Origin of the sequence: Pseudomonas tehranensis (assembly GCF_014268615.1) — a bacterium.
GTDB lineage: Bacteria > Pseudomonadota > Gammaproteobacteria > Pseudomonadales > Pseudomonadaceae > Aquipseudomonas > Aquipseudomonas tehranensis.
Map to the genome: position 1 here is coordinate 44,971 of NZ_JABWQV010000006.1, position 22,786 is coordinate 67,756.

Genomic DNA, 22,786 nt, shown 5'->3' on the forward strand with positions numbered 1-22,786 from the left:
GCGCTCGGGATGACGACTGGCAACGTTCAGCCTGCCAACAGCTCCCTGTGACGATGCCGGAGCAGACCATTGAGTGCCAGCCCCAGGAGGCTGAGCAATATCAGGCACAGGGCCAGGGTGGTTTGCAGGTCCAGCGGCGTGAGGCTGAGCGCAGCACTGGTCAAACCGCCAACAATGAAGATCAGCACGCTGCCTGCCGAGGCCGATGTACCGGCTTGCTCGGGGAATATGTTCATCGCCCGGGTGTGGGCAGCCGCACGGGCAATGGTTGTTCCGGCGGTGCATACGATCATGGGCAGCAACAGGGTAGTGATCGACAAACCGCGCTGGCTGGAGAGCCCAAGCATCAATACGCCCGCCGTCAGGATCAGGCACAGCCCCGTGAGGATTTGCGTCTGTGGGTCGATCCTGTTGCTCAGCACGGTCGCGACCGCGCCCCCGCCGATATAGGCCAGCCCGTAACCGAGCATCGACAGCGCAAATGCCTCGGGCGACAGCTGCAACTGATCGATGAGAACCAGCGGCGAGATGACGATGAAAGAAAAATGGCAGGAAAAAGCCAGCGCCGACGTCAGCCAGTACGCCATGAAGTTGAAGTCACTGCATACCTTCCGGTAGGACGCAATGAAGTCCGGGCGCCTGGGTTGGCTATCCGCTGGCAAAGGCTTGAGTAGAAGGCTGGCGCTCAAGAACACACTGACAGCCAGGGCAATGAATACCAGGAAGCTGCCGCGCCAGCCCATCCAGCTTTGCAGGCCGGTGCCGGCCAAGGGCGAAACGGAAATGAAAATGCCGCCGCAGGTGACCAGGAAAATTCGTAATCGCTGCTGCTCCTGGCCTGTAAACAGGTCCTGGATCAGTGCCTGAGAGAGCACGAAACAGCCGCATCCCACGGCTTGGATGACCCGGAAAAGCAAGAAGGACCAGTAATCATTGGCAACGACGCACCCGGTTGCGCCAATGGCCGAGACGATGATTCCGATCAGCAGCAGGTTCTTTCGGCCCATGGCGTCGGAAAGCGGGCCGACCAGCAGTTGGGATACTGCGATCCCCACTGCGAACAGGCTGATGGACAAGGCAATATCGGACGAAGGACGCTCGAAGTGTTCGGACATTGCCGGAAACGAGGGGAGCACCACATCGATGGGGAATACGCCGAGCAAGGTCAGCGTCAACAGTAAACCGACAGTGGCCGCTTTGCGTGTGGTGAGATCGTGAGTGTCAGTCATCGATAAACCCCGCCTGAAAGAACATCTGCCGATTGGCGCCGTCGTCGAAGAAACCTGCCTGCTGCATGGCCGTGAAGGTCGAGGCTGCTCCCGAGCGAACTCGTCGGGCGTGAGCGTCCGGTTGCAGGAGGTTTGCAACGATCTTCAAAGCGTCCTGTTCGTCGAAGCCGACGCTGGCGAGGCTGCGCATTAACCAGGGGATGTCGGGCTCGAAGTAAAGGCCGATGATGTCCAGCAGCAACCTTGCGGCCAGGGCGCGCTGCTCAGGGGCCAGGGCGGACCACAGATACTGGAACACCTCGCTGAAATAGCGACTATGGCGTGCCTCATCCTCGAGATGATTCCTGAGCATCTGGTAAACCGTAGAAACCAGGGTCTCGCGGGTAATGGACAGCAGCTCCTTGGCGATGATCGTTTCGGAGACGAACCCCAGCAGAAACCAGGCCAGGGGGCGATCCGCAAGGCTTGTGGCGTCGATCACGCCCAGCAGGCGGTCGATGCGCCTGGGCAGCGACCGGTCGCGGATGTCGTACAGGGCGACGATCTGTTCGGCCACTTCATTGGAAAACAGCGCGTGATAACCCTCGTCGGTGTAGAGCTGCAGGGCGGCGGTTTTCATCTGGCCGGGGATGGGGGCGGCCAATTCGCCATGGACGATGGTTTCCACCGCGCGATTGACCACTCGGTGTTCGAGCAAGGTGGTGTAGTCGAGGAAATACACCAGGTGATTGGCCGCCAGGCGTTGGGCAATGGCGCGCCCCGCCTTATCGATCAGTGGATGTTCGATATAGGGTATGAAGGCTGGCGCAAACCAGTTCCGAGTGGCGAGTTGCTGCTCCAGATCGTCGGGTAGGCGGTAGTCGTTTTTGCGCACGCGCACCGCCGCTTTGTTATCCCAGTCGCCCAAGGTGTAGCGAGGCCTCTGAGTGAAGGTCGGGCCGGTCATGGTGCAGAGTCCTGGCCATTGACCAGCGCCATCAGTTCCTGGCAGTGAACCTGCCCATCGCCATGACCGCAGCCGACAAAAAACAACGGCTGTTCGGGAGTGTCTTCAAGGTCAAGCAGCCGTTCTACCTGGCGGTCGCTCAATGCCCCGGTCAGCCAGGTGTTGAGGCCCAGCGCAGTCGCCACCATTAAAAAGGTCTGAGACACGTGGCCTGTTTCGACAAAAGCCATTCGATAGGCGCGCGAGTGTTCGTACTTCCACCAGAGCTTGTCGAAGCGCGAAGTGATGAATAGCCCGAACGGCAACGGATTGATGAAATGCTGTCCGGCTAGCAATTGGCCCAGGGGTTCATCCGGAAGCGACCGGATCAGGCTCAAGGCATGTTCGGCCGGATGGTAGGCGTAGATTCCCGGTTCCAGCCCGGCAACGTGACGCACGTACAGGTAGCCTTCGCAGGCATTCAGGCCGCCGCCCGAGGGGCTGCTGCGTCGCGCGCCCAGCGTTTCGGCATGGCCGGTCTCGTGAGTCAAAGGGCGCTCGTTCAGGTAACCCAGGGTCAGGTAGAGGAGGGTGCTGACCTGCTCGATTGAAATGGCTCGTTCGCTGAATGAGCGAGAGGTGCTTCGACTCACAAGCGCCTGTCCCAGCGAAACATCCTCGATGTCGGCCAGGGAGCAGGGCGTCAAGGCAATCCGGTCAACCGGACACGGTTTTATACGGCAGGCCGGCGGCGGTGATGATAGAACCTCTTGGCAATGCTGCAGATACAGGGTTGCCCATTCATCGACATCTTGGGGAACACTTTCGCAAGGAATATTTTTTGTGCCGATGTGAAATATTCTGGATAACTCGTCCCACCGCCATTCGAGGGCTTTTTTGGGTTCTGCAGTCAATATGCCGGCATTCAGGAATTCAATGTCGATGGGGTTGCAAGTGTCGAAGTGTGAAGGGTTGTGAATAAGTTGTGCCAGTCGCGTTGAATAATGTAGGTCGAGCTCGAACTGCGTGTGCTGCTCATAGTTCCATACAATCTGGTGCGGCGGGCGCGCAAGTATGAAAACGCACGGATTTATATGCATTAAGGTTTTCCGCTTAGGGGGCGAGCATGGATGGGCTGAGGCGCCGGCACTCCTCAGCGCCACCCTTTACTTACTTAGCGGCCTGTTGGAACGATCAGACCGGCCAGGTTTGCGATTTTGTTAGCTTCCAGATGGATTGCTTTCATGATGCAGCTCCTTTGCTTGAACAATTGGATTGAGTAAGTGTTGTATTTTTCGATAATCATCACTTGCGAAGTGACAGTTCAATAATAGTTTTTAATGAGTGCTTGGCAAGAGGATATTGAGTAGGAAAGTTCCAGTAATAATGTGGGATGGCTCATACAAAAAAGTTGTTTTGTAGGTTTTGCTTAAGCGCTTGGTAACTTTTCGCACGTGCAAAAAAAAACGCAGCCAGGGCTGCGTTTAATAAAGGTCCGTGTGCAGGGCAGGAGCCTTGGCTCCAGCCCTGCAAATGATTCAGCTGTTGGGCAACAACCGGCAGGTGATGCTCTTGATATAGCGGGTTTCGGCGATGGCAGGGTGTACCGGATGATCCGGTCCCTGGCCCCCGCGTTCGAGCAGCTGGATGTTGCGGTCCAGGTGCCGGGCGCTGGTCAGCAGGATGTTTTGCAGGTCGTCTTCGGGCAGGTGCATCGAGCACGAAGCGCTGACCAGAATGCCATCCTTGCTGAGCAGGCGCATGGCCTGTTCGTTGAGGCGGCGATAGGCGCCTTCACCGTTTTTCAGGTCTTTCTTGCGTTTGATGAACGCTGGCGGGTCGGCAACGATGACGTCGAAACGTTCCTCGCTGGCCTTGAGTTCTTTCAGGGCTTCGAACACGTCGCCTTCAATGCAGGTCAGCTTTTCGGCAAAGCCATTCAGCGCCGCGTTGCGCTCTACGCCATCGAGGGCGAAGGCGGAGGCGTCGACGCAGAATACTTCGCTGGCACCGAACGCCGCGGCTTGCACGCCCCAACCGCCGATGTAGCTGAACAGGTCCAGTACGCGCTTGCCCTTGGCATACGGCGCCAGGCGTGCGCGGTTCATGCGGTGGTCGTAGAACCAGCCGGTTTTCTGACCGGCCATGACTGGAGCTTCGAACTTCACACCGTTCTCTTCCAGGGCGACCCACTCCGGTACGAGGCCGAACACCGTCTCGACGTAGCGGTTCAGGCCCTCGGCGTCGCGGGCGGCGGAATCGTTCTTGAACAGAATGCCGCTGGGCTTGAGGACCTGGGTCAGGGCGGCGATCACATCTTCTTTATGGGCTTCCATGGTGGCGGAGGCGATCTGCACCACCAGAATGTCGCCGAAACGGTCGACCACCAGGCCGGGCAACAGGTCGGAGTCGCCGTAGACCAGGCGATAGAACGGTTTGTCGAACAGGCGTTCACGCAACGACAACGCCACGTTGAGACGATGCACCAGAAGGGATTTGTCCAATGGCAGTTTCACGTCACGGGACAGCAGGCGGGCGCAGATCAGGTTGTTGGGGCTCATCGCGACGATGCCCAACGGCTTGCCGCCAGCGGCTTCGAGGATGGCCTGGTCGCCGGCCTTGAAACCGTGCAGCGGGGTAGCGGCTACATCGATTTCGTTGCTGTAGACCCACAGGTGGCCGGCGCGCAGGCGACGGTCGGCGTTGGCTTTGAGGCGCAGGCTGGGCAGGGACATGACGTCGCTCCGGAAAAAAGAGCGGGAGTATAGCGTGTTGCAGCCCGTGTGGGGCTTGTGATGGACATGTGGCGTGATTTGCCCAACGGTGTATCGGATCCATCTTTAAGGGTTAGAATCGCCGCCTGACCCAGAGTGTATGCCCATGTCCCAAGAGCTTTCCGCCGAACAGATCCAACAGTCCCTGCAAGGCATCAGTGTGCCGCCCCAGCCGCAGATCATGGTGGATCTGCAGATGGAGCAATACATGCCTGATCCGGATCTGGAGACCATTGCCAAGCTGATCTCCCATGACCCGGGCCTCTCGGGTGCGCTGCTCAAGATCGTCAATTCGCCGTACTACGGCCTGCGCAACAAGATCACTTCGATCCAGCGCGCGGTGAACCTGCTGGGCAGCCGTTCGATCATCAACCTGATCAACGCGCAGTCGATCAAGGGCGAGTTGCACGATGATGCCATCCTCACCCTCAATCGCTTCTGGGATACGGCCCAGGACGTGGCGATGACCTGCCTGACCCTGGCCAAGCGCGTCGGCCTGGAAAACGGTGATGAAGCCTACGCTTTGGGGCTGTTCCACGATTGTGGCGTGCCGTTGATGCTCAAGCAGTTCCCCAACTACATGAGTGTGCTGGAGCAGGCCTACGCCAATGCCAGCGCCGAGTGCCGGGTGGTGGACACCGAGAACCGCGAATTCAACACCAACCATGCGGTGGTCGGGTATTACACTTCCAAATCCTGGCGCCTGCCGGACCATGTCAGCCAGGCCATCGCCAACCACCACAACGCCCTGGCGATTTTCAGCGATGAGACGTCACGCAACAACAGTCAGCTGAAAAACCTGCTGGCGATCCTGAAGATGTCCGAAAACATCTGCGCATCGCACCGGGTCCTGGGCAATCAGCCGATCGATCATGAGTGGGCCTGTGTCGGCGCTCTGGTGCTCGATTACATCGGTTTGTCGGAATACGATTTCCAGACCCAGAAACAGGAAATTCGCGACCTCGCCACGCGCTAAGCATCGAAAACCAGCACCAGGCCTTCACCTTATTCGAGAACACCATGCCAGAACTGCCGGAAGTCGAAACCACCCGCCGCGGAATTGCGCCCCACCTGGAAGGGCAGCGTGTCAGCCGCGTGGTCGTGCGCGACCGGCGCTTGCGCTGGCCGATTCCCGAAGACCTTGACGTGCGACTGTCGGGGCAGCGGATCGTGTTGGTGGAACGACGGGCCAAGTACCTGCTGATCAACGCCGAAGTCGGCACCTTGATCAGCCACTTGGGCATGTCCGGTAACCTGCGCTTGGTGGAAGTCGGCATGCCCGCCGCCAAGCATGAGCATGTGGACATCGAGCTGGAATCCGGCCTGGCCTTGCGCTACACCGACCCGCGCCGCTTCGGGGCGATGCTCTGGAGCCTCGACCCGCTCAACCACGAACTGCTGATTCGCCTCGGGCCGGAACCGTTGACCGATCTCTTCGATGGAGAGCGTCTGTTCCAGCTTTCGCGAGGACGCTCCATGGCGGTCAAGCCGTTCATCATGGATAACGCGGTGGTGGTTGGGGTGGGCAATATTTATGCGACCGAAGCGCTGTTCGCTGCCGGGATCGACCCGCGTCGCGAGGCCGGGGGCATTTCCCGGGCGCGCTACCTGAAACTGGCGATCGAGATCAAACGCATCCTTGCCCATGCCATCGAGCGCGGCGGTACAACCCTGCGTGATTTCATCGGGGGAGACGGCCAGCCGGGTTACTTTCAGCAGGAACTGTTCGTGTATGGCCGGGGCGGTGAGTCCTGTAAGGTCTGCGGCACGGGGCTGCGGGAAATCCGCCTGGGTCAGCGAGCCAGTGTCTGGTGCCCACGCTGCCAGAGCTGATCCGTCCTACGGTCTATAGTCAGTAGTCATACTGCTAGCCCGAAGGATCGCCCCATGAATCTGCTTCGACCTGTCGTCCTCGCGCTGCTGTTGTGTCTCGGTTTGCCTGCCCAGGCAAACAGCGGCAGCGGCGACCCGCGCTACACCATCCAGAATCCACCTGCCTACGCCATGATCGGCGACCTGCTGATCGCCCGCCCATTGCTGCTCGCCGCCACGGTGATCGGTACCGGGGCATTCGTGCTGTCGTTACCCTTCACTGCGTTGGGCGGTGGCGTCGGTGATGCGGGGAAGGCGTTGGTGGTGGACCCGGCGAAGGCGACGTTTGTGCGGTGTCTGGGGTGTGTGGGGGAGGGGTTTGAGCAGCAGGAGTGAGGCCGGCAGTTGAATCTCTGGGGTTGCTGATGGCCCCTTCGCGAGCAAGCCCGCTCCCACAAGGGATTTGCTTAAGACACAGATACTGTGGACATAGCCGATCCCTGTGGGAGCGGGCTTGCTCGCGAAGAGGCCCGCACAAGCGCTACAGAGTCTTCTGGCTCAAGCCTTGCCAGTAATCTTGCGATATTTCGCCATCAACTGTTCTTCCGTTTCCGGATGGGCCTCGTCCAGCGGAATGCAATCCACCGGGCAGACCTGCTGGCACTGGGGTTCGTCGTAGTGGCCGACGCACTGGGTGCACAGGTTCGGGTCGATGACGTAGATCTCTTCGCCTTGGGAGATGGCCTCGTTCGGGCACTCAGGTTCGCAGACGTCGCAATTGATGCAGTCGTCGGTGATGATCAGGGACATGCAGGCTCCTGCCGGGGCATTGAGCCCGGGCATCTGAAAACGAATGCGCAATTGTGCCGCATTGGCGAGCGCAGTGCACGCGGGTGCGATGGACTGCGCCTGTGTCAGCTGCGACGGATCGCAGCCGGCGGGTTATTTCTTGAAGCGTAGGGTCAAGGCATCGGCCACGGCTGGGTGGACGAACTTGGTGATATCACCGCCCAGGGCGGCAATTTCCCGCACCAGGGTCGAAGAAATGAAGGAGTAGCGCTCCGACGGCGTCAGGAACAGGCTCTCGACGTCCGGCGCCAACTGGCGGTTCATGTTGGCCAGTTGGAACTCGTATTCGAAGTCCGAGACCGCACGCAGGCCACGCAGGAACACATTGGCGTTCTTTTCCTTGGCAAAGTGCGCCAGCAGCGTCGAAAAGCCGACCACTTCCACGTTGGGCAGATGTTTGGTGACCTCGCGGGCCAGCTCAACACGTTGCTCCAGCGGGAACAGCGGGTTTTTCTTCGGGCTGGCGGCGACGGCGATGATCACATGGTCGAACAGGCGCGAGGCGCGTTCGACCAGATCGCCATGGCCCTTGGTAATAGGGTCGAAGGTACCTGGGTACAACACTCGGTTCATCGCGTCGTCCTGGCGGGTGTCCGTTGGGGAGTCGGATGGTATCGCAGCCTACTCGGTCGGCCAAGTCGGCTGTAAGGTAAGTAAGCACTATAGACAGTGCGAATAATCCATATATTCATGATTTTTTCAGACGTTCGGCCAGCGCTGTCGCCAGTTGAGCGGTCAGGCCGTACACCGATAGCTGGGGGTTGGCACCGATGCTGGTGGGGAACAGCGAGCCGTCATGGATGGAAAGATTACTCAATTGATGATGACGCCCAAGGCTGTCGGTGACGGCGCTTTTCGGATCTTCGCCCATGGCGCAACCACCCATCACGTGGGCGCTGCCCAGGCGTGTGCGGTACAGGGCGAGGTCCAGGCCGTCGATCAGCGTACGGGCCTGGGCCAGGGTTTTCACGTAACCGGCGTCGCTGTGCATCGGCATGACCGCCCTGGCGCCGCCGGCAAACTGAATCTCGGCCATGCTGTGAAACGCTCGGCGCAAACCGTCCCAGGCGTAGGGCGACACTGCGTAGTCGAGCACAGGTGTGCCGTCACTGCGCAACTGAACGTTGCCGCCGCTGCTGTCCGGGTGAAAACCGTCACGCATCAGCGCCAGCATGGCGTGGGTGTGGGGCAGTTGCGCCATATGTTCGGCATTCTCGCTGCCAAACCCGCCCAGTAGCGCGGCGGCGAGGGCCGGGTGCAGGGGTGGGACTTCCAGTTTGTAGGACATCTTGCCGGTGGCACCGTCCTGCCACTGGAAATGATCTGAATAAATCGATTGTGGTGCGCCGTAGAACGGATTGATCACTTCGTCGAATTGCCCGGCCGACATGTTCACCAGGTGCAGGAAGGTGCGTTTCCCCAGGCGCTCGTGCGGGTCCGGCGCTTCGGAGCGCAACAGCAAGGCCGGGCTGTTGATGCCGCCGCCGGCCAGCACGTAATGCCGCGCCTTGACTGTGACGTGTCGCCCTGTCGGCGCCACGCAGCGCTCGTCCATGGCCAGGCATTCCAGGCTGACAACCGCATCGTTTTTGATCATTAGTCGTTCGGCCCGTGCCAGGTAAAGCAGCGCGCCGCCCTTGTCCAACGTGGCCGGAATGGTGGTGACCAGCATCGACTGCTTGGCGTTGGTCGGGCAGCCCATGCCGCAATAGCCCAGGTTCCAGCAACCGCGCACATTGCGCGGGATGACGTGCCAGCTATAGCCCAGTTGTTCACAGCCTTTGCGGATCACGTCGTTGTTGGCATTGGGCGGGACCAGCCAGGGCGCCACACCCAGGCGTCGCTCCATCTGTTCAAACCAAGGCGCCATTTCTGCGGGGCTGTGACCCTTGACGTTGTGCTCGGTCGCCCAGTGGTCGAGGGTCTGGTTGGGCGTGCGGAAGCAGGAGGTCCAGTTGATCAATGTCGTGCCACCCACCGCGCGACCCTGGAGAATGGTGATGGCACCGTCCTTGCTCATGCGTCCGAGGCCTTCCTGGTAAAGGCTGGTGTAGGCCTGGTCTTCGAGCAGCTTGAAGTCATGGCTGGTCTTGAGCGGCCCCTCCTCGATCAACACCACCTTGTAGCCGGCGGCGCTGAGGATTTCGGCCGTGGTGCCCCCGCCGGCGCCGCTGCCGATGATCGCAACGTCCGCTTCCAGGGGCAGGTCCTGGGTCAACTGCGCACCGTTGTAGGTGGTCCAGCCGCGGGCCAGGCCTTCGCGGAAGGGGTCGAGTACGGGCATGTTCGGGTTCTCTTGTTGTGTCTGAGTGGGGGCGGCGCTTGAGTCAGCCATCGCGAGCAAGCTTTGCTCCCACAGGTGCCCGGCGATCTACTGTGGGAGCAAGGCTTGCCCGCGATAGAGCCAGCTCGGTTTCAAATCTTCGGCGGCCCCGGGTATCCGCAATGCGCCCAGGCCTCGGCCCGGCTGTACCACGCCATCATGACCATTTGCAGCAGTGAGCTGTGGCCCTGGCGCAGAAGGTCCAGCGCGCTGTTTTCCCACCGTTCGAGAAACTTTTGGATGTCATCGGCGTTGGCGTTTTCCCACGAGCCCCAGACTCCGGTCAGCGGCCCGCGGGTGATGCCCAGCGTGAGCACGTCGAACAGTTGGCGGGTGAGCTTGAGCATGGCCGGAGACAGATGAGCCAGGCTGATGTCGAGGTTTTGCAAGGTGGCTGCAGTGGCGGCGGGAATTTTCTCAGCGGCCACGGCTCCGTTCAGCGTCACCGGGATGACGGCACGCAAGAACGCTAGATCGCTGTTACGCAGGGCCGTCAGACCGCTGGCCGGTTGGCTGGGCGAGCAACCGCTCAGGCTGGCACCCAGCCCGACGGTGACCAGGAAGGCGCTGGCGCCGAGGCTGAACTGCAACAGGCCGCGTCGTGACAGGGTAGGAATATCGGTCAGGCTTGGGTTCATTATTGTTATTACCCGGAAAGACTGCGGCTAACGGACAAACAACTTCTGGATCAGTTTCTGGAGTGGCTTGCCGTAAGGTGGATAAATCAGTTTCGCCGCGTTGAACCGCTGTTTGCTCAGTACGCCCTTGGCCTTGCTGAACGTCAGGAAGCCTTCGTGACCGTGGTAGTGCCCCATCCCCGAGGCGCCAATGCCGCCGAAGGGCAGGTCATCCTGGGCGACGTGCAGCAGGGTGTCGTTCAGGCAAACACCACCGGAATGGGTCTCGTTGAGCACGCGATGGTGTTCGGCCTTGTTGTAGCCAAAGTAGTAGAGCGCCAGCGGGCGAGGCCGCTGATTGATGTAGGCAAATGCCTGGTCCAGGTCCTGATAGGGCACGATGGGTAACAGCGGGCCGAAGATTTCGTCCTGCATGACGGTCATGTCATCGCTGACGTTGAGCAACAGGCTGTGGGCCATGCGTCGCCCCTGACCTCGATCGAACAACTCGATCAGCAATGCGCCCTTGCTGGTGGCATCGCCTATGTAGCCGTTGAGTCGCGCCAATTGTCGCTCGTTGATGATCGCGGTGTAGTCCGGATTGTCAGTCAGGGTCGGATAAAACCCGCGAACCGCTTCGCGATACGCTTCAACGAATTCCCCGACACGGTTCTGCGGCACCAGTACGTAGTCCGGTGCGACACAGGTTTGTCCGGCATTCAGGGTTTTGCCGAATGCAATGCGCTCGGCGGCGTCCTTGAGGGGCACGTCCGCGGACACGATGGCGGGCGATTTGCCTCCCAGTTCGAGCGTGACCGGGGTCAGGTTCTCGGCGGCGGCGCGCATCACGTGCTTGCCAATGCTGGTGGCGCCGGTGAACAGCAAGTGGTCGAAGGGCAACCTGGAAAACGCCATGCCGACCTCAGCCTCGCCGAGCACCACGCACACCAGATCCTGAGGGAAAATGCGCGCCAGCAGTTGTTTGAGCAGCAACCCGGTGGCAGGGGTCGATTCGCTCAGCTTGAGCATCACCCTGTTGCCCGCCGACAATGCACCCACCAGCGGCCCGATGGCCAGGAACAGTGGGTAGTTCCAAGGCACGATGACCCCGACCACGCCCAGCGGTTGGTACACCACTTTGGCTGACGCCGGCTGGAAGGCCACGCCCACCTTGCGCCGGGAAGGTTTCATCCAGCCCTTGAGGTGTCGGCTGGCGTAATGGATGCCGTGCAGGCTCGGCATGAGCTCGGCCAGCAGCGTTTCGTCCGCGCTGCGATGGCTGAAGTCCTGGCTGATGGCGTCGATCAGTGCTTGTCGCTCGTTGCTCAGTAACTCGCGCAACGCCTTGAGCCATTGCCGTCGCTGCTCGGCAGGTGGCATGGGGTGGGCGGCATAGGCTTGGCGCTGGGTGTCGAAAAGCGCTTGCAGTTCGCCCAGGTGCTGTTGAGATTCGCGCAGGTAAGCAACGTCGGCAGGCATGGGCGGGCACCGATAGTATTAGAGTGAGTGTTTTCTAGAGCTTGTGCTCTAAAAAGTCAACCGACATCCGTGACGCCTTTGGGTTTGTCCCGTGACCGATAGGTCGTAAGATGCCGTTCAATGCTTTCGTCGAATTAAAGCTCAAGCCATGGCCATACGAATAAAAACCAGCGAGCGCATCGTGCAAAACAGCCTTGAGCTGTTCAATCAGCAGGGTGAGCGCAGCGTCAGCACCAACCATATCGCCGCCCACATGGACATGTCCCCGGGCAATCTCTACTACCACTTCCCCAACAAGCAGGCGATCATCGCCGTATTGTTCAGTGAGTACGAAAACCTGGTGGACAGTTTCCTGCGTCCGCCCCAAGGCCGTGCGGCCACTGTCGAAGACAAGCGCTTCTATCTGCAGGAGTTGCTCTCGGCGATGTGGCGTTATCGTTTCCTGCACCGAGACCTGGAGCATCTGCTGGACAGCGACCCGGACCTTGCCGCGCGCTATCGTCGGTTTTCCCAGCGTAGCCTGATTCACGGCACGGCTATCTACGAGGGCTTTGTGGCCGCCGGTATCCTGAAAATGGACCGGGTGCAAATCGAGTCCCTGACCCTCAATGCCTGGATCATTCTCACGTCCTGGGTCCGATTCCTCTGCACCACACGGGAAAATTCCAACCATTTGAGCGAGCAGGCCATCAAGCGAGGGGTCTATCAAGTGCTGGTGCTGGAGGCCGGTTTCGTGACTGAGCAGGCCCGCGAAGCGGTGGATGCGCTGTTCAAAGAGTTCTATGTCCCCCTGGCCCAGACCCTGGAAGAAGGGGCGTAGGATTCAAATTCGATCGAGCCACAGGAGCCCGTTATGCCCATTGCGCAACTCATCAGTCCTCAAGCCCTGGAACACAGGCGGTCGCAGCCCGGACTGGTGATCCTCGATTGTCGTTTTGCCCTGGAGGACCCGGACTACGGCCAGCGCAGTTACGCCGAAGGCCATATTGCCGGGGCATCCTTCGCTGACCTCGAACGCGACCTGAGTGGGCCCGTCACCAAAGGCGTGACCGGCCGCCATCCGTTGCCGGAGCCTGAGGCCCTGATGAAGCGTTTGCGGGCCTGGGGGATCGGCAACGACAGCGACATCGTTCTGTACGATGACGGCCCTGGCGCCTACGCCGCCCGGGCCTGGTGGTTGCTGGCCTGGCTGGGTAAGCGCGATGGGGTTTACATCCTCGATGGCGGACTCAAGGCTTGGCATGCTGCCGGTTTGCCCTTGAGTCTCGATCCACCGGTCAACGGCCCCGGGACCTTCAGTGGTTCTCCCGACGCGACCCTGCTGTTGAGTGCCGAGGCGCTTGAGCAGCGCCTCGGTGAGCCGGACATGACCCTGCTCGATGCCCGGGCGTTGCCGCGTTTCAGGGGCGAAGTCGAACCGATCGATCCGGTTGCCGGACATATTCCGGGCGCACAGTGCGCAGCGTTCACCGAGAACCTGGGTGCTGATGGGCGCTTCCTGCCAGTCGACCAGCTCAAGCAGCGCTTTGCCGAGAAATTGGGAGAGCGCTCGCCGACGGAACTGGTGGCCTATTGCGGCTCCGGCGTGACGGCATGCCATAACCTGTTTGCTTTGTGCCTGGCGGGATATCCGTTGGGGAGGTTGTACGCCGGTTCGTGGAGTGAGTGGATCACCGATCCGCAGCGGGGCGTGGCGAAGGGCGAATAGCGGTCAGTCCTGAGTCAATGTGGGAGCGAGCCTGCTCGCGATAGCGGTGGGTCAGCTTGCATCGATGCCAAATGTTCCACCGTAATCGCGAGCAGGCTCGCTCCCACAGGGATTTGGTGTTTAACCACCGTCATCCCTGGCCCAGGCTGGCCAGCCAGTGGGGAATCCGCCGCTCCAGATAATACCCCGGGCGGCGCAAGCTTCCGTCGACAAAACCCACATGCCCGCCTTGTGCATGCAGTTCCAGCTGGGTGGAGGCTGACAACTCGCCAGGTTCGGGCAAGCTGTGGGGAAACACGAAAGGGTCGTCGGCGGCCTGGATGACCAGGGTCGGCGTGCTGATCTCGCCAAGAAAGTAACGACTGGAGGCGCGACGGTAATAGTCGGCGGCGTCAGAAAAGCCGTGCAGCGGCGCCGTCACCCGTCCATCGAAGTCCCAGAAGGTGCGCATGTTTTCCAGAGGGCCCAGCGCCGTGAGGGTCGCCAGCCCTTCGTGGCGTCCATCGTGCTGAAACTGGCGTTGCTTGTTGCGCACGTAGGCCACCATCTCGCGCATGAAATGAGCCTGATAAAACCTGGAAAACCCCTGTCCGATGCGATCGGCACACTGGTCGAGGCGAAACGGTACCGACACCGCGACCGCCCCTTGCAGCTGACTGTCGCCGCCCGTTTCCCCCAGGTGCTTGAGCAGCACGTTGCCGCCCAGTGAATAGCCCACTGCAAACAGCGGTGCCAAGGGGCGGCGGGCCCGCAGATGGGCGATGGCGGCGGCGAGGTCTTCGCTGGCCCCTGAGTGATAGCTGCGGGGCAACAGGTTCGGTTCTCCCGAGCAACCGCGCCAGTTCAGCGCCACGCTGGCCCAGCCCTGTTTGCCAAGAGCCTGTTGCAGGCCGGCCACGTAGGGCGAGTTGGAAGACCCGGTCAGCCCGTGAAGTACCAGCACCAGTGGCGCATCGACTCGGTGGGGGCCATGCCAGTCGAGATCGAGAAAGTCGCCGTCTTCCAACCACAGGCGCTCACGTTCCCGAGCGATGTGGAGGCTCTTGCGCCACAGCGGTCCCCACAAGGTTTGCAAGTGCGGGTTGCCAAGGCCCAGGGCCGGGACGAAACGTTCAGATGCAGCAGACACGATCATTTCTCGATGCACTGGCCAGCCGTTCAGCCAACGGCCTCTGCCACACGTTGCCACAACGCGTAATACACCCGTCCGGATTTCTGTTCACGATGCAGGCGCCAGTTGCCTGGCAACCCCAGGGTGGACGGGGCGGCTTCGCTTTCAGTGTAGACCCAGGCATCGTCGGCAAGCCAATGACGTTCTTCGAGCAAGGTGCAAACGGCTGGCAGCAGGTTCTGGTTGAACGGTGGGTCGAGGAACACCAGGTCGAAGGGGGTCGCCGGCTGGCTGTCCAGGTAGCGCAACGCGTCGGCGGTCTGCACCTGACCGACGGTGCAACGCAGTGTTCCCAGGTGCTCTTTCAGGCTGGAGACCGCCAGGCTGCTGGCGTCTAGCGCCTGGCCCATGGCGGCGCCACGGGACAACGCCTCAAGAAACAATGCCCCGCTGCCGGCAAACGGGTCGAGTACCCGAGCGCCGGCCACGTAGGGCGCGAGCCAGTTGAACAGGGTTTCGCGCACCCGGTCCGGGGTTGGGCGCAGGCCCGGCGCGTCGGGGAAGCTCAAGCGCCGGCTGCGCCATTCGCCGCCGATGATGCGCAACTGGTTCACACCGTTGTGCACGGGTTTCTTGCTGGAATTGGATGGGCGGGCCATTAGTGCTCCGGAACCCCGAGCGGTTGCTCGGCAGGTTTTTCAGTGGGGGCCGGCAGCGGCTGTTGCGGCACGGTCGGGCCGGCGGTGACGATGACCATTTTATCCGTGCTCAGGTGTTTGTTCAGCGCGGTCTTGACCTGTTCGACGGTCAGTTCCTGGGACTGACGCATGAAGTCTTCCAGGTAGCTGAGCGGCAAGTCATAGAAACCCATGGCCCCGAGCTGGCCGACAATGTCCTCGTTGCTGGCGGTGGACAGCGGGAAACTGCCGGCCAGCTCACGCTTGGCATCATCGAGTTCTTTTTGGGTCGGGCCGTTCTTCAGGTAATCGGCGAACACATCCTGCACCAGTTTCAGCGTGCCTTCGCTCATTTCGGCGCGTGTCTGCAGGTTGATCATGAACGGGCCACGGGCCTGCATCGGCGAGAAGCCGGAATACACGCCGTAGGTCAGGCCACGCTTTTCCCGGACTTCGGTCATCAACCGTGTGCCGAAACCGCCGCCGCCGAGGATCTGGTTGCCCAGGGACACGGCCGCATAGTCCGGGTCGTCCCGATCGATGCCCAGTTGCGCGAGCATCAGGTTGGTCTGCTTGGACGGGAACTCGATGTGACCGATGCTTGCCTTCGGTTCAACCGGTTGCACGGTCTTTGCCAGTGCCGGGCCTTTCGGCAGCGCGGCGGACACCTGATTGGCAATCGCTTCGGCTTCGGCACGGGACAGGTCCCCCACCAGCGCAATCACCGCGTTGCCGGCGGCATAGGCCCTGGCGTGGAAAGCCTGGACCTGGGCCCGCGTGATCGGTGGAATGCTTTGGGCGGTACCGTCACTGGAATGGGCATACGGATGATCACCGTACAGGCGCTTCATCAGTTCCAGCCCCGCCAGCTTGCCGGGGTTCTGCTTCTGGTACTCGAAACCGGCCAGCAACTGGTTCTTGATGCGCGCAAAGGAATCGGCGGGGAAGGTCGGTTTGCCAACGACGTCGGCGAACAGCTTCAGCGCCGGCTCACGCTTGTCCACCGCGCTGAGGCTGCGCAGTGACGCCAAGGCCATGTCCCGCAGGGCTCCGTTGCCAAAATCGGCGCCGAGGCTTTCAAACCCTTGGGCAATCGCGCTGACATCCTTACCGGCTACACCCTCATTGAGCATGGCGTTGGTCAACAGCGCCAGACCGGGTGTATCGCCGTCCTGGCTGCTGCCGGCGGCGAAAGTCAGGCGCAGGTCGAACATCGGTAATTCCCGGGCTTCGACGAACAACACCTTGGCGCCGTCAGCGGTTGTCCAGGTTTTTACGTCGAGCTGGCGACGGCTGGGTGCCTTGCCGTCCAGCTCGGCCAAAGATTGCAGCTTGTTGCTGGCCTTGGCTTTGTCCAGCGCCTGGCTGGCGTTAGTGTCATTGGATGGCGACAGGTAAAAGGCCAGGGCGCCGATCAGGGCGATCAACACCACACCGATCAGCACCAGACGCGATGATTTGCGCTCACTCATGAGCTTTCTCCTCGGGCAGGACGTGCGCGACGCTCAGGCGCGAGCGGGTGAAATACAGCTGGGCTGCCTTCTGGATATCTTGGGGGGTCACGCTTTGCAGTTCGGCGAGCTCGGTGTCCATCAGTTTCCAGGACAAGCCGACCGTTTCCAGCTGGCCGATGGCGGTGGCCTGGCTGGTGATCGAATCGCGCTCGTACACCAGGCCGGCGATGACCTGAGCGCGGACGCGCTCCAGTTCCTCGGCGGTCGGGGCGGTGGTTTTCAACTGTTCGAGCAAGCGCCACAAACCGGCTTCGGCCTGGGCCATGGTTTTGTTTTTCTGGGTGTTGGGCGTGGCCGACAAGGTGAACAGCGTGTCGCCACGGGTAAAGGCGTCGTAGCTCGACGAACCGCCGGACACCAGCTCTTCGCCGCGCTCCAGCTGGGTCGGGATCCGCCCGCTATAGCCGCCGTCCAACAAGGCCGAGATCAGCCGAAGGGCATTGACCGAGCGTTTGTCGGTCGCGGTGGCGATGCTTGGCACGTTGAAGGCCAGCATCAGGCTTGGCAGTTGGGTCTGCACATGCAGGGTAATCTGCCGCTCGCCAGGTTCGGCCAGTTCCAGGGGGATCTTCGCCGGCGGCACGTCGCGCCGGGCAACCGGGCCAAAGTAACGCTGGGCCAAGGTCTTGACCTCGTCGGGTGTGACATCGCCGACCACCACCAGGGTTGCGTTATTCGGCGCGTACCAGGATTCGTACCAGTGGCGCAGTTCCTGGACTTTCATCCGCTCCAGGTCAGCCATCCAGCCGATGGTCGGGGTGTGGTAGCCGCTGGCCGGGTAAGCCAAGGCCTTGAAGCGCTCATAAGCCTTGGACATCGGCTTGTCGTCGGTGCGCATGCGGCGCTCTTCCTTGATCACCTCGATCTCGCGGCTGAACTCCTCCGGTGGCAGGCGCAGGCTGGCCATACGGTCGGCTTCCAGCTCGAAGGCCACGCCCAGGCGATCGCGCGCCAGCACTTGGTAGTAGGCGGTGAAGTCATCGCTGGTGAAGGCGTTTTCTTCGGCGCCAAGGTCGCGCAGGATCAGCGAAGCTTCGCCGGGGCCGACTTTCGAGCTGCCCTTGAACATCATGTGTTCCAGAGCGTGGGACAAACCGGTCTGGCCCGGGGTTTCATAACTGGAGCCAACCTTGTACCAAACCTGGGACACCACCACCGGTGCGCGATGATCTTCGCGCACCACGACCTTCAGGCCGTTGTCGAGGGTAAATTCATGGGTGGGTTGTGGATCGGCAGCCAAGGCTGAAAAAGGCAGACAAACTGTGCTGAGCAGCAGGCCTGCAGCACGGCGGGCAAGAGCATTCATTCGTGTTTAAACCTGTTGGGCTGCCCGCTAGGTCTTAGCGTCGGCGGGCGAGAGGGTGCTAGGATACTGATCCGTTTTACTGGCGGCCACGCCTATCGGGCCTTTTCGCGGTCCGGGGTTGTTTGGGTTCTCGGAAGAAACCCTGGGTTTGTTCGTTGATCCCAGCGTTTTCGCCGATGATGCCGCGCCAGTCCTTCGAAAAAATCGACCTTGAGCTGTCCTGGGGACAACTCGACAAAATGTTGCGCGTGAACAAGCTGGGTGAAACGCAGTCTGTTCAGCATCGAATATTTATCACCGAGGCGCCCAGGTGGCGCGTCGCTACCGTGAGATAGCCGTCCTCCATGTTTGGTTCCAACGACGACAAGAAGACCCCAGCTGCGGCTGGTGAGAAAAAAGGCCTGTTCGGATGGCTGCGCAAGAAGCCGCAGGAAACCGTCGTCGAACAGCCGCAACCGCTGCCTGAGCCGGACGCCGAGGCGGTGGCCGAAGAAGCTGCCCCCATTCTCCTGCCGATTGCCGAGCCGGTGTTGCAACCGGCCGAGCCTGCGCCTGACTCGGCCGCGGAGCCGGTGGCCGAGCAACCGCTGACCCCGCCCGAAGGGCAAACCCCCTGGCTGACCTTGCCCGTGGCGGAAGAGCCGGTAGCGTTGGTGGAGGACGCACAGGCGTCGCAGGTCGCTCCGCCGATTCCGGCACTCACCCCATCCGTCGCGGCCCCGGCCGTGGAGCCGACCGTCGAAGTGCCGGTGCCTGCCGTCACGCTTGTCGCAGCCCCAGCCGCCCCTGAACCGGAGCCCGTTGCAGTTGAGTTGCCAGCTCTCGCAGAGCCCGCGCCTGCCGCCGAAGAGAACAAGGTCGGTTTCTTCGCCCGCCTCAAGCAAGGCCTGTCCAAGACCAGCGCCAGCATCGGCGAAGGCATGGCCAGCCTGTTCCTGGGCAAGAAAGTCATCGACGACGAATTGCTGGAAGACATCGAAACCCGCTTGCTGACCGCCGATGTGGGCGTCGAGGCGACGTCGGTGATCATCCAGAGCCTGACTCAAAAGGTGGCGCGCAAGCAGCTCACCGACGCCGACGCTTTGTACAAGTCTTTGCAGGGCGAGCTGACCAACATGCTCAAGCCGGTGGAACAGCCGCTGGTAATTGCCGCGCAGAACAAGCCGTTCGTGATCCTGGTGGTGGGCGTCAACGGTGCCGGCAAGACCACGACCATCGGCAAACTGGCGAAGAAGCTGCAGTTGGAGGGCAAGAAAGTCATGCTCGCCGCCGGCGACACCTTCCGCGCCGCTGCGGTCGAACAGCTGCAAGTGTGGGGCGAGCGCAACAAGATTCCGGTAATCGCCCAGCACACCGGCGCCGACTCCGCTTCAGTGATTTTCGACGCCGTGCAGGCCGCCAAGGCCCGTGGCATCGATGTGCTGATTGCCGACACGGCCGGTCGCCTGCACACCAAAGACAACCTGATGGAAGAGTTGAAGAAGGTTCGCCGGGTGATCGGCAAGCTCGATGCCGACGCGCCCCATGAGGTGCTGCTGGTGCTGGACGCCGGCACTGGCCAGAACGCTATCAACCAGGCCAAGCAGTTCAACCAGACCGTCCAACTGACCGGACTGGCCCTGACCAAGCTCGACGGGACCGCCAAGGGCGGGGTGATTTTCGCCCTGGCCAAGCAGTTCGGTCTGCCGATTCGCTACATCGGCGTGGGTGAAGGCATCGACGATCTGCGCACCTTTGAAGCCGAGCCCTTTGTCCAGGCACTGTTTGCCGAGCGGGAGCACTCATGATTCGTTTCGAACAGGTCGGTAAACGCTATCCGAACGGACACGTCGGCTTGCATGAGCTGAGCTTTCGGGTCCGTCGTGGCGAGTTTCTGTTTGTCACCGGCCATTCTGGCGCCGGTAAAAGTACCTTGCTGCGCCTGCTGCTGGCGATGGAGCGGCCCACCACCGGCAAACTGCTGTTGGCCGGCCAGGACCTGAGCACCATCAGCAATGCCCAGATTCCTTACTTGCGTCGGCAGATCGGCGTGGTGTTCCAGAATCACCAGTTGCTGTTCGATCGCACGGTGTTCAACAACGTAGCGTTGCCCTTGCAAATCCTTGGCCTGTCCAAGGCCGAGATCAACAAGCGCGTGGATTCGGCCCTGGAGCGTGTGGCGCTGTCGGACAAGACCGATCTGTACCCCGGCGACCTGTCCACCGGCCAGCAACAGCGCGTGGGCATCGCCCGCGCCATCGTTCATCGCCCGGCCTTGCTGCTGGCGGATGAACCTACCGGTAACCTGGACCCGCGTCTGGCGGCGGAAATCATGGGCGTATTCGAAGACATCAATCGCTTGGGCACCAGCGTGCTGATTGCCAGTCACGACCTGGCCCTGATCGCGCGCATGCGTCACCGCATGCTCACCTTGCAACGCGGTCGACTGATCGGTGACGGGGAGGCTGGCGTATGAGTGCGACCCGCAGCCCCAAGGTAGCCGAGCGCGTGGCTCCGAAAGCCTCCGATCCGCAGCCGCCAAAGAAGAAGCGCGACGATGACGACGGCCCGGATTTCGCGACACTGTTTCACGCCTGGGTCGAAAGCCATCGCGCCAGCCTGCTGGACAGTCTGAAGCGCCTGGGCAAGCAGCCGATCGGCAGCTTTTTTACCTGCATGGTGATGGCGGTGGCCCTGAGTTTGCCCATGGGCCTGTCATTATTGCTAAGTAATGTGGAGCGCCTGGGTGGCTCCTGGCAGCGTGCGGCGCAGATTTCCCTGTATTTGCAGCTGGAAGCGAGCCCTGCCGAAGGCCAGGCGTTGCGCGAGCAGATCAAGGCCATGCCGGGCGTGGCCGACGCCGAATACATTGGTCGCGAGCAGGCGCTGGAAGAATTCCAGCAGCAGTCCGGCCTGGGCGATGCCCTCAAGGAACTGCCGGAAAACCCGCTGCCGGGTGTGGTACTGGTGACACCCGACGAAGTCGACAAGCCAACCCTTGAAGCATTAAGACAAAGACTTTCCGAGTTGCCGAAGGTACAACAGGCGCAACTTGATCTAGTCTGGGTCGAGCGTCTTGCGGCGATCCTCAAGCTTGGCGACCGGTTTGTCTTCGGTCTGACGGTGCTTCTGGTTTCTGCATTACTTTTGGTGATAGGCAATACCATTCGTCTTCATATTGAAAACCGCCGCACCGAGATAGAAGTGATTAAACTCGTCGGCGGTACGGACAGTTATGTGCGCAGGCCCTTCCTTTATATGGGGGCGCTATATGGCTTCGGTGCAGGGGTTCTGTCCTGGGGCGTATTGGCATTTGGCCTGGACTGGCTGAATGACGCCGTGGTGGGGCTGGCTGGTTTGTACGGCAGTGATTTTTCCCTGGCCGGAGTGCCAGCCGCCGACGGTCTGTCGCTCTTGCTTGGCGCGGTGCTGTTGGGTTATATCGGTGCATGGATTGCGGTAGCACGCCACTTGCGTGAGCTTGCTCCAAAATAGTGTTTTTTGCGCGTATTGACCTTTCGGTTTTTGTGGGAACTTGTCCTACGGTTCCCGGTCAATTTTCGCAGTGCTGAACTGCACGAGTTATGTGAGTCGGAGGTTTTTTCGTATGACCACTTCTTTGCAACCTGCTTATGCTCTGGTCCCGGGTGCGAACCTGGAGGCCTATGTGCACACGGTGAACAGCATCCCTTTGCTGACGCCCGAGCAGGAGCGTGAACTGGCCGAGAGTCTCTATTATGAGCAGGATCTTGAGGCGGCTCGGCAGATGGTGCTCGCCCACCTGCGTTTTGTTGTACATATCGCCCGCAGCTATTCCGGCTACGGGCTGGCCCAGGCCGACCTGATCCAGGAAGGCAACGTCGGCCTGATGAAGGCGGTCAAGCGTTTCAACCCGGAAATGGGTGTGCGCCTGGTGTCGTTTGCAGTGCACTGGATCAAGGCGGAAATCCACGAGTTCATCCTGCGCAACTGGCGCATCGTGAAAGTCGCGACCACCAAGGCCCAGCGCAAGCTGTTCTTCAACCTGCGCAGCCAGAAGAAGCGTCTGGCCTGGCTGAACAATGAAGAAGTCCATCGCGTGGCCGAGAGCCTGGGCGTCGAGCCGCGGGAAGTGCGCGAGATGGAAAGTCGTCTGACCGGCCATGACATGGCCTTCGACCCGGCCGCCGAAGCGGACGACGACAGCGCTTTCCAGTCGCCGGCCAACTACCTGGAAGACCACCGGTACGACCCGGCGCGTCAACTGGAAGACGCCGACTGGAGTGACAACTCCAACACCAACCTGCACGAAGCCCTGGAAGTGCTGGACGAGCGCAGTCGTGACATTCTCTACCAGCGCTGGCTGGCCGAGGAAAAAGCCACGCTGCACGACCTGGCACAGAAGTACAACGTGTCGGCCGAGCGGATTCGCCAGCTTGAGAAAAGTGCGATGAACAAGCTCAAGACGTCGATTGCTGCCTGACCTGCGCAACAGCCATAAAAA

At 61.0% G+C, this 22,786-nt stretch carries 22 protein-coding genes; 9 read left to right on the forward strand and 13 right to left on the reverse strand.

The window, feature by feature from the left end:
* Positions 1–26: 26 nt before the first annotated feature.
* The 4 genes from HU811_RS03195 to HU811_RS03210 form a co-directional block, all read right to left on the reverse strand.
* Complete coding sequence (locus HU811_RS03195) at positions 27–1,229, reverse strand: MFS transporter (RefSeq protein WP_186653896.1); 1,203 nt, start codon at positions 1,227–1,229, stop codon at positions 27–29.
* The gene (locus HU811_RS03200; protein ID WP_186653898.1) at positions 1,222–2,175 is read right to left on the reverse strand and encodes a diiron oxygenase; all 954 of its coding nucleotides are present in this window, start codon (positions 2,173–2,175) and stop codon (positions 1,222–1,224) included. Before HU811_RS03200 ends, HU811_RS03195 begins: the two co-directional genes overlap by 8 nt.
* Positions 2,172–3,254: a SagB family peptide dehydrogenase gene (locus HU811_RS03205; protein WP_186653900.1), complete on the reverse strand. Its 1,083-nt coding sequence runs from the start codon at positions 3,252–3,254 to the stop codon at positions 2,172–2,174. Before HU811_RS03205 ends, HU811_RS03200 begins: the two co-directional genes overlap by 4 nt.
* Before the next feature lie 438 nt (positions 3,255–3,692).
* On the reverse strand, positions 3,693–4,889 hold the full coding sequence (locus HU811_RS03210) for a class I SAM-dependent rRNA methyltransferase (RefSeq protein WP_092395418.1): 1,197 nt from the start codon (positions 4,887–4,889) through the stop codon (positions 3,693–3,695).
* A gap of 199 nt (positions 4,890–5,088) precedes the next feature.
* On the opposite strand from HU811_RS03210, the gene HU811_RS03215 reads away from it, so the two are divergent.
* The 3 genes from HU811_RS03215 to HU811_RS03225 are packed head-to-tail and all read left to right on the forward strand — an operon-like array spanning position 5,089 to position 7,136.
* Positions 5,089–5,904 (forward strand): HDOD domain-containing protein, encoded by an 816-nt coding sequence (locus HU811_RS03215; protein WP_186653927.1) that lies wholly within the window; start codon positions 5,089–5,091, stop codon positions 5,902–5,904.
* 44 nt (positions 5,905–5,948) lie between these two features.
* Positions 5,949–6,761 (forward strand): bifunctional DNA-formamidopyrimidine glycosylase/DNA-(apurinic or apyrimidinic site) lyase, encoded by an 813-nt coding sequence (mutM, locus tag HU811_RS03220; RefSeq protein WP_047226033.1) that lies wholly within the window; start codon positions 5,949–5,951, stop codon positions 6,759–6,761.
* Between the two features lie 54 nt (positions 6,762–6,815).
* Entirely contained in the window at positions 6,816–7,136 is a 321-nt protein-coding gene (locus HU811_RS03225) for a multidrug transporter (RefSeq protein ID WP_186653902.1), read from the forward strand.
* Between the two features lie 162 nt (positions 7,137–7,298).
* On the opposite strand, the gene HU811_RS03230 is transcribed toward HU811_RS03225, so the two are convergent.
* The 5 genes from HU811_RS03230 to HU811_RS03250 all read right to left on the reverse strand — a co-directional run bounded on the left by HU811_RS03230 (position 7,299) and on the right by HU811_RS03250 (position 12,008).
* Positions 7,299–7,550, reverse strand: a complete 252-nt coding sequence (locus tag HU811_RS03230) for a YfhL family 4Fe-4S dicluster ferredoxin (RefSeq protein WP_003206534.1) — start codon at positions 7,548–7,550, stop codon at positions 7,299–7,301.
* 132 nt (positions 7,551–7,682) lie between these two features.
* Positions 7,683–8,162, reverse strand: a complete 480-nt coding sequence (gene coaD, locus HU811_RS03235) for a pantetheine-phosphate adenylyltransferase (RefSeq protein ID WP_007897855.1) — start codon at positions 8,160–8,162, stop codon at positions 7,683–7,685.
* A gap of 115 nt (positions 8,163–8,277) precedes the next feature.
* Positions 8,278–9,873, reverse strand: coding sequence for a GMC family oxidoreductase (locus tag HU811_RS03240; protein WP_186653904.1), 1,596 nt, complete (start codon positions 9,871–9,873; stop codon positions 8,278–8,280).
* A 131-nt stretch (positions 9,874–10,004) separates the two neighbouring features.
* Entirely contained in the window at positions 10,005–10,550 is a 546-nt protein-coding gene (locus HU811_RS03245) for a twin-arginine translocation pathway signal protein (protein ID WP_186653906.1), read from the reverse strand.
* A gap of 27 nt (positions 10,551–10,577) precedes the next feature.
* A complete protein-coding gene (locus HU811_RS03250; protein ID WP_186653907.1) occupies positions 10,578–12,008 on the reverse strand; it encodes a coniferyl aldehyde dehydrogenase in 1,431 nt (476 codons plus the stop codon).
* Positions 12,009–12,156: 148 nt separating this feature from the next.
* Between HU811_RS03250 and HU811_RS03255 the strand changes: the two genes are divergently transcribed.
* Entirely contained in the window at positions 12,157–12,828 is a 672-nt protein-coding gene (locus HU811_RS03255; protein WP_047226027.1) for a TetR/AcrR family transcriptional regulator, read from the forward strand.
* Positions 12,829–12,861: 33 nt separating this feature from the next.
* Positions 12,862–13,716 (forward strand): sulfurtransferase, encoded by an 855-nt coding sequence (locus HU811_RS03260; protein WP_186653909.1) that lies wholly within the window; start codon positions 12,862–12,864, stop codon positions 13,714–13,716.
* A gap of 130 nt (positions 13,717–13,846) precedes the next feature.
* Here HU811_RS03260 and HU811_RS03265 read toward each other — a convergent pair whose 3' ends face one another.
* Genes HU811_RS03265 through HU811_RS03280 form a run of 4 tightly spaced genes read right to left on the reverse strand, consistent with a single transcriptional unit; the run spans position 13,847 to position 18,324 of the window.
* Positions 13,847–14,845, reverse strand: coding sequence for a hydrolase (locus HU811_RS03265; protein ID WP_186653911.1), 999 nt, complete (start codon positions 14,843–14,845; stop codon positions 13,847–13,849).
* Between the two features lie 29 nt (positions 14,846–14,874).
* Complete coding sequence (gene rsmD / locus HU811_RS03270; protein ID WP_092395432.1) at positions 14,875–15,486, reverse strand: 16S rRNA (guanine(966)-N(2))-methyltransferase RsmD; 612 nt, start codon at positions 15,484–15,486, stop codon at positions 14,875–14,877.
* Entirely contained in the window at positions 15,486–16,976 is a 1,491-nt protein-coding gene (locus tag HU811_RS03275) for a M16 family metallopeptidase (protein ID WP_186653913.1), read from the reverse strand. The genes rsmD and HU811_RS03275 overlap by 1 nt, the downstream gene beginning before the upstream one ends.
* Entirely contained in the window at positions 16,969–18,324 is a 1,356-nt protein-coding gene (locus HU811_RS03280; protein WP_186653915.1) for a M16 family metallopeptidase, read from the reverse strand. Before HU811_RS03280 ends, HU811_RS03275 begins: the two co-directional genes overlap by 8 nt.
* A gap of 344 nt (positions 18,325–18,668) precedes the next feature.
* On the opposite strand from HU811_RS03280, the gene ftsY reads away from it, so the two are divergent.
* From ftsY to rpoH, 4 genes are all read left to right on the forward strand, one after another.
* Complete coding sequence (gene ftsY / locus HU811_RS03285) at positions 18,669–20,111, forward strand: signal recognition particle-docking protein FtsY (protein ID WP_186653917.1); 1,443 nt, start codon at positions 18,669–18,671, stop codon at positions 20,109–20,111.
* A complete protein-coding gene (ftsE, locus tag HU811_RS03290; protein WP_024778908.1) occupies positions 20,108–20,779 on the forward strand; it encodes a cell division ATP-binding protein FtsE in 672 nt (223 codons plus the stop codon). The genes ftsY and ftsE overlap by 4 nt, the downstream gene beginning before the upstream one ends.
* On the forward strand, positions 20,776–21,798 hold the full coding sequence (ftsX, locus tag HU811_RS03295) for a permease-like cell division protein FtsX (protein ID WP_186653919.1): 1,023 nt from the start codon (positions 20,776–20,778) through the stop codon (positions 21,796–21,798). Before ftsE ends, ftsX begins: the two co-directional genes overlap by 4 nt.
* 112 nt (positions 21,799–21,910) lie before the next feature.
* Positions 21,911–22,765 carry an RNA polymerase sigma factor RpoH gene (gene rpoH, locus HU811_RS03300; RefSeq protein ID WP_092395442.1) on the forward strand — a complete coding sequence of 285 codons (855 nt, stop codon included), beginning with the start codon at positions 21,911–21,913 and terminating at the stop codon, positions 22,763–22,765.
* Positions 22,766–22,786 lie beyond the last annotated feature (21 nt).

What these genes read in the sequence shown, in the direction of transcription:
- HU811_RS03195 (WP_186653896.1), bottom strand. Translation starts at nt 1,229, where the DNA reads ATGACTGACACTCACGATCTCACCACACGCAAAGCGGCCACTGTCGGT.
- HU811_RS03200 (WP_186653898.1), bottom strand. Translation starts at nt 2,175, where the DNA reads ATGACCGGCCCGACCTTCACTCAGAGGCCTCGCTACACCTTGGGCGAC.
- HU811_RS03205 (WP_186653900.1), bottom strand. Translation starts at nt 3,254, where the DNA reads ATGCATATAAATCCGTGCGTTTTCATACTTGCGCGCCCGCCGCACCAG.
- HU811_RS03210 (WP_092395418.1), bottom strand. Translation starts at nt 4,889, where the DNA reads ATGTCCCTGCCCAGCCTGCGCCTCAAAGCCAACGCCGACCGTCGCCTG.
- mutM (WP_047226033.1), top strand. Translation starts at nt 5,949, where the DNA reads ATGCCAGAACTGCCGGAAGTCGAAACCACCCGCCGCGGAATTGCGCCC.
- HU811_RS03225 (WP_186653902.1), top strand. Translation starts at nt 6,816, where the DNA reads ATGAATCTGCTTCGACCTGTCGTCCTCGCGCTGCTGTTGTGTCTCGGT.
- HU811_RS03230 (WP_003206534.1), bottom strand. Translation starts at nt 7,550, where the DNA reads ATGTCCCTGATCATCACCGACGACTGCATCAATTGCGACGTCTGCGAA.
- coaD (WP_007897855.1), bottom strand. Translation starts at nt 8,162, where the DNA reads ATGAACCGAGTGTTGTACCCAGGTACCTTCGACCCTATTACCAAGGGC.
- HU811_RS03240 (WP_186653904.1), bottom strand. Translation starts at nt 9,873, where the DNA reads ATGCCCGTACTCGACCCCTTCCGCGAAGGCCTGGCCCGCGGCTGGACC.
- HU811_RS03245 (WP_186653906.1), bottom strand. Translation starts at nt 10,550, where the DNA reads ATGAACCCAAGCCTGACCGATATTCCTACCCTGTCACGACGCGGCCTG.
- HU811_RS03250 (WP_186653907.1), bottom strand. Translation starts at nt 12,008, where the DNA reads ATGCCTGCCGACGTTGCTTACCTGCGCGAATCTCAACAGCACCTGGGC.
- HU811_RS03255 (WP_047226027.1), top strand. Translation starts at nt 12,157, where the DNA reads ATGGCCATACGAATAAAAACCAGCGAGCGCATCGTGCAAAACAGCCTT.
- HU811_RS03260 (WP_186653909.1), top strand. Translation starts at nt 12,862, where the DNA reads ATGCCCATTGCGCAACTCATCAGTCCTCAAGCCCTGGAACACAGGCGG.
- rsmD (WP_092395432.1), bottom strand. Translation starts at nt 15,486, where the DNA reads ATGGCCCGCCCATCCAATTCCAGCAAGAAACCCGTGCACAACGGTGTG.
- HU811_RS03275 (WP_186653913.1), bottom strand. Translation starts at nt 16,976, where the DNA reads ATGAGTGAGCGCAAATCATCGCGTCTGGTGCTGATCGGTGTGGTGTTG.
- HU811_RS03280 (WP_186653915.1), bottom strand. Translation starts at nt 18,324, where the DNA reads ATGAATGCTCTTGCCCGCCGTGCTGCAGGCCTGCTGCTCAGCACAGTT.
- ftsY (WP_186653917.1), top strand. Translation starts at nt 18,669, where the DNA reads ATGTTTGGTTCCAACGACGACAAGAAGACCCCAGCTGCGGCTGGTGAG.
- ftsE (WP_024778908.1), top strand. Translation starts at nt 20,108, where the DNA reads ATGATTCGTTTCGAACAGGTCGGTAAACGCTATCCGAACGGACACGTC.
- ftsX (WP_186653919.1), top strand. Translation starts at nt 20,776, where the DNA reads ATGAGTGCGACCCGCAGCCCCAAGGTAGCCGAGCGCGTGGCTCCGAAA.
- rpoH (WP_092395442.1), top strand. Translation starts at nt 21,911, where the DNA reads ATGACCACTTCTTTGCAACCTGCTTATGCTCTGGTCCCGGGTGCGAAC.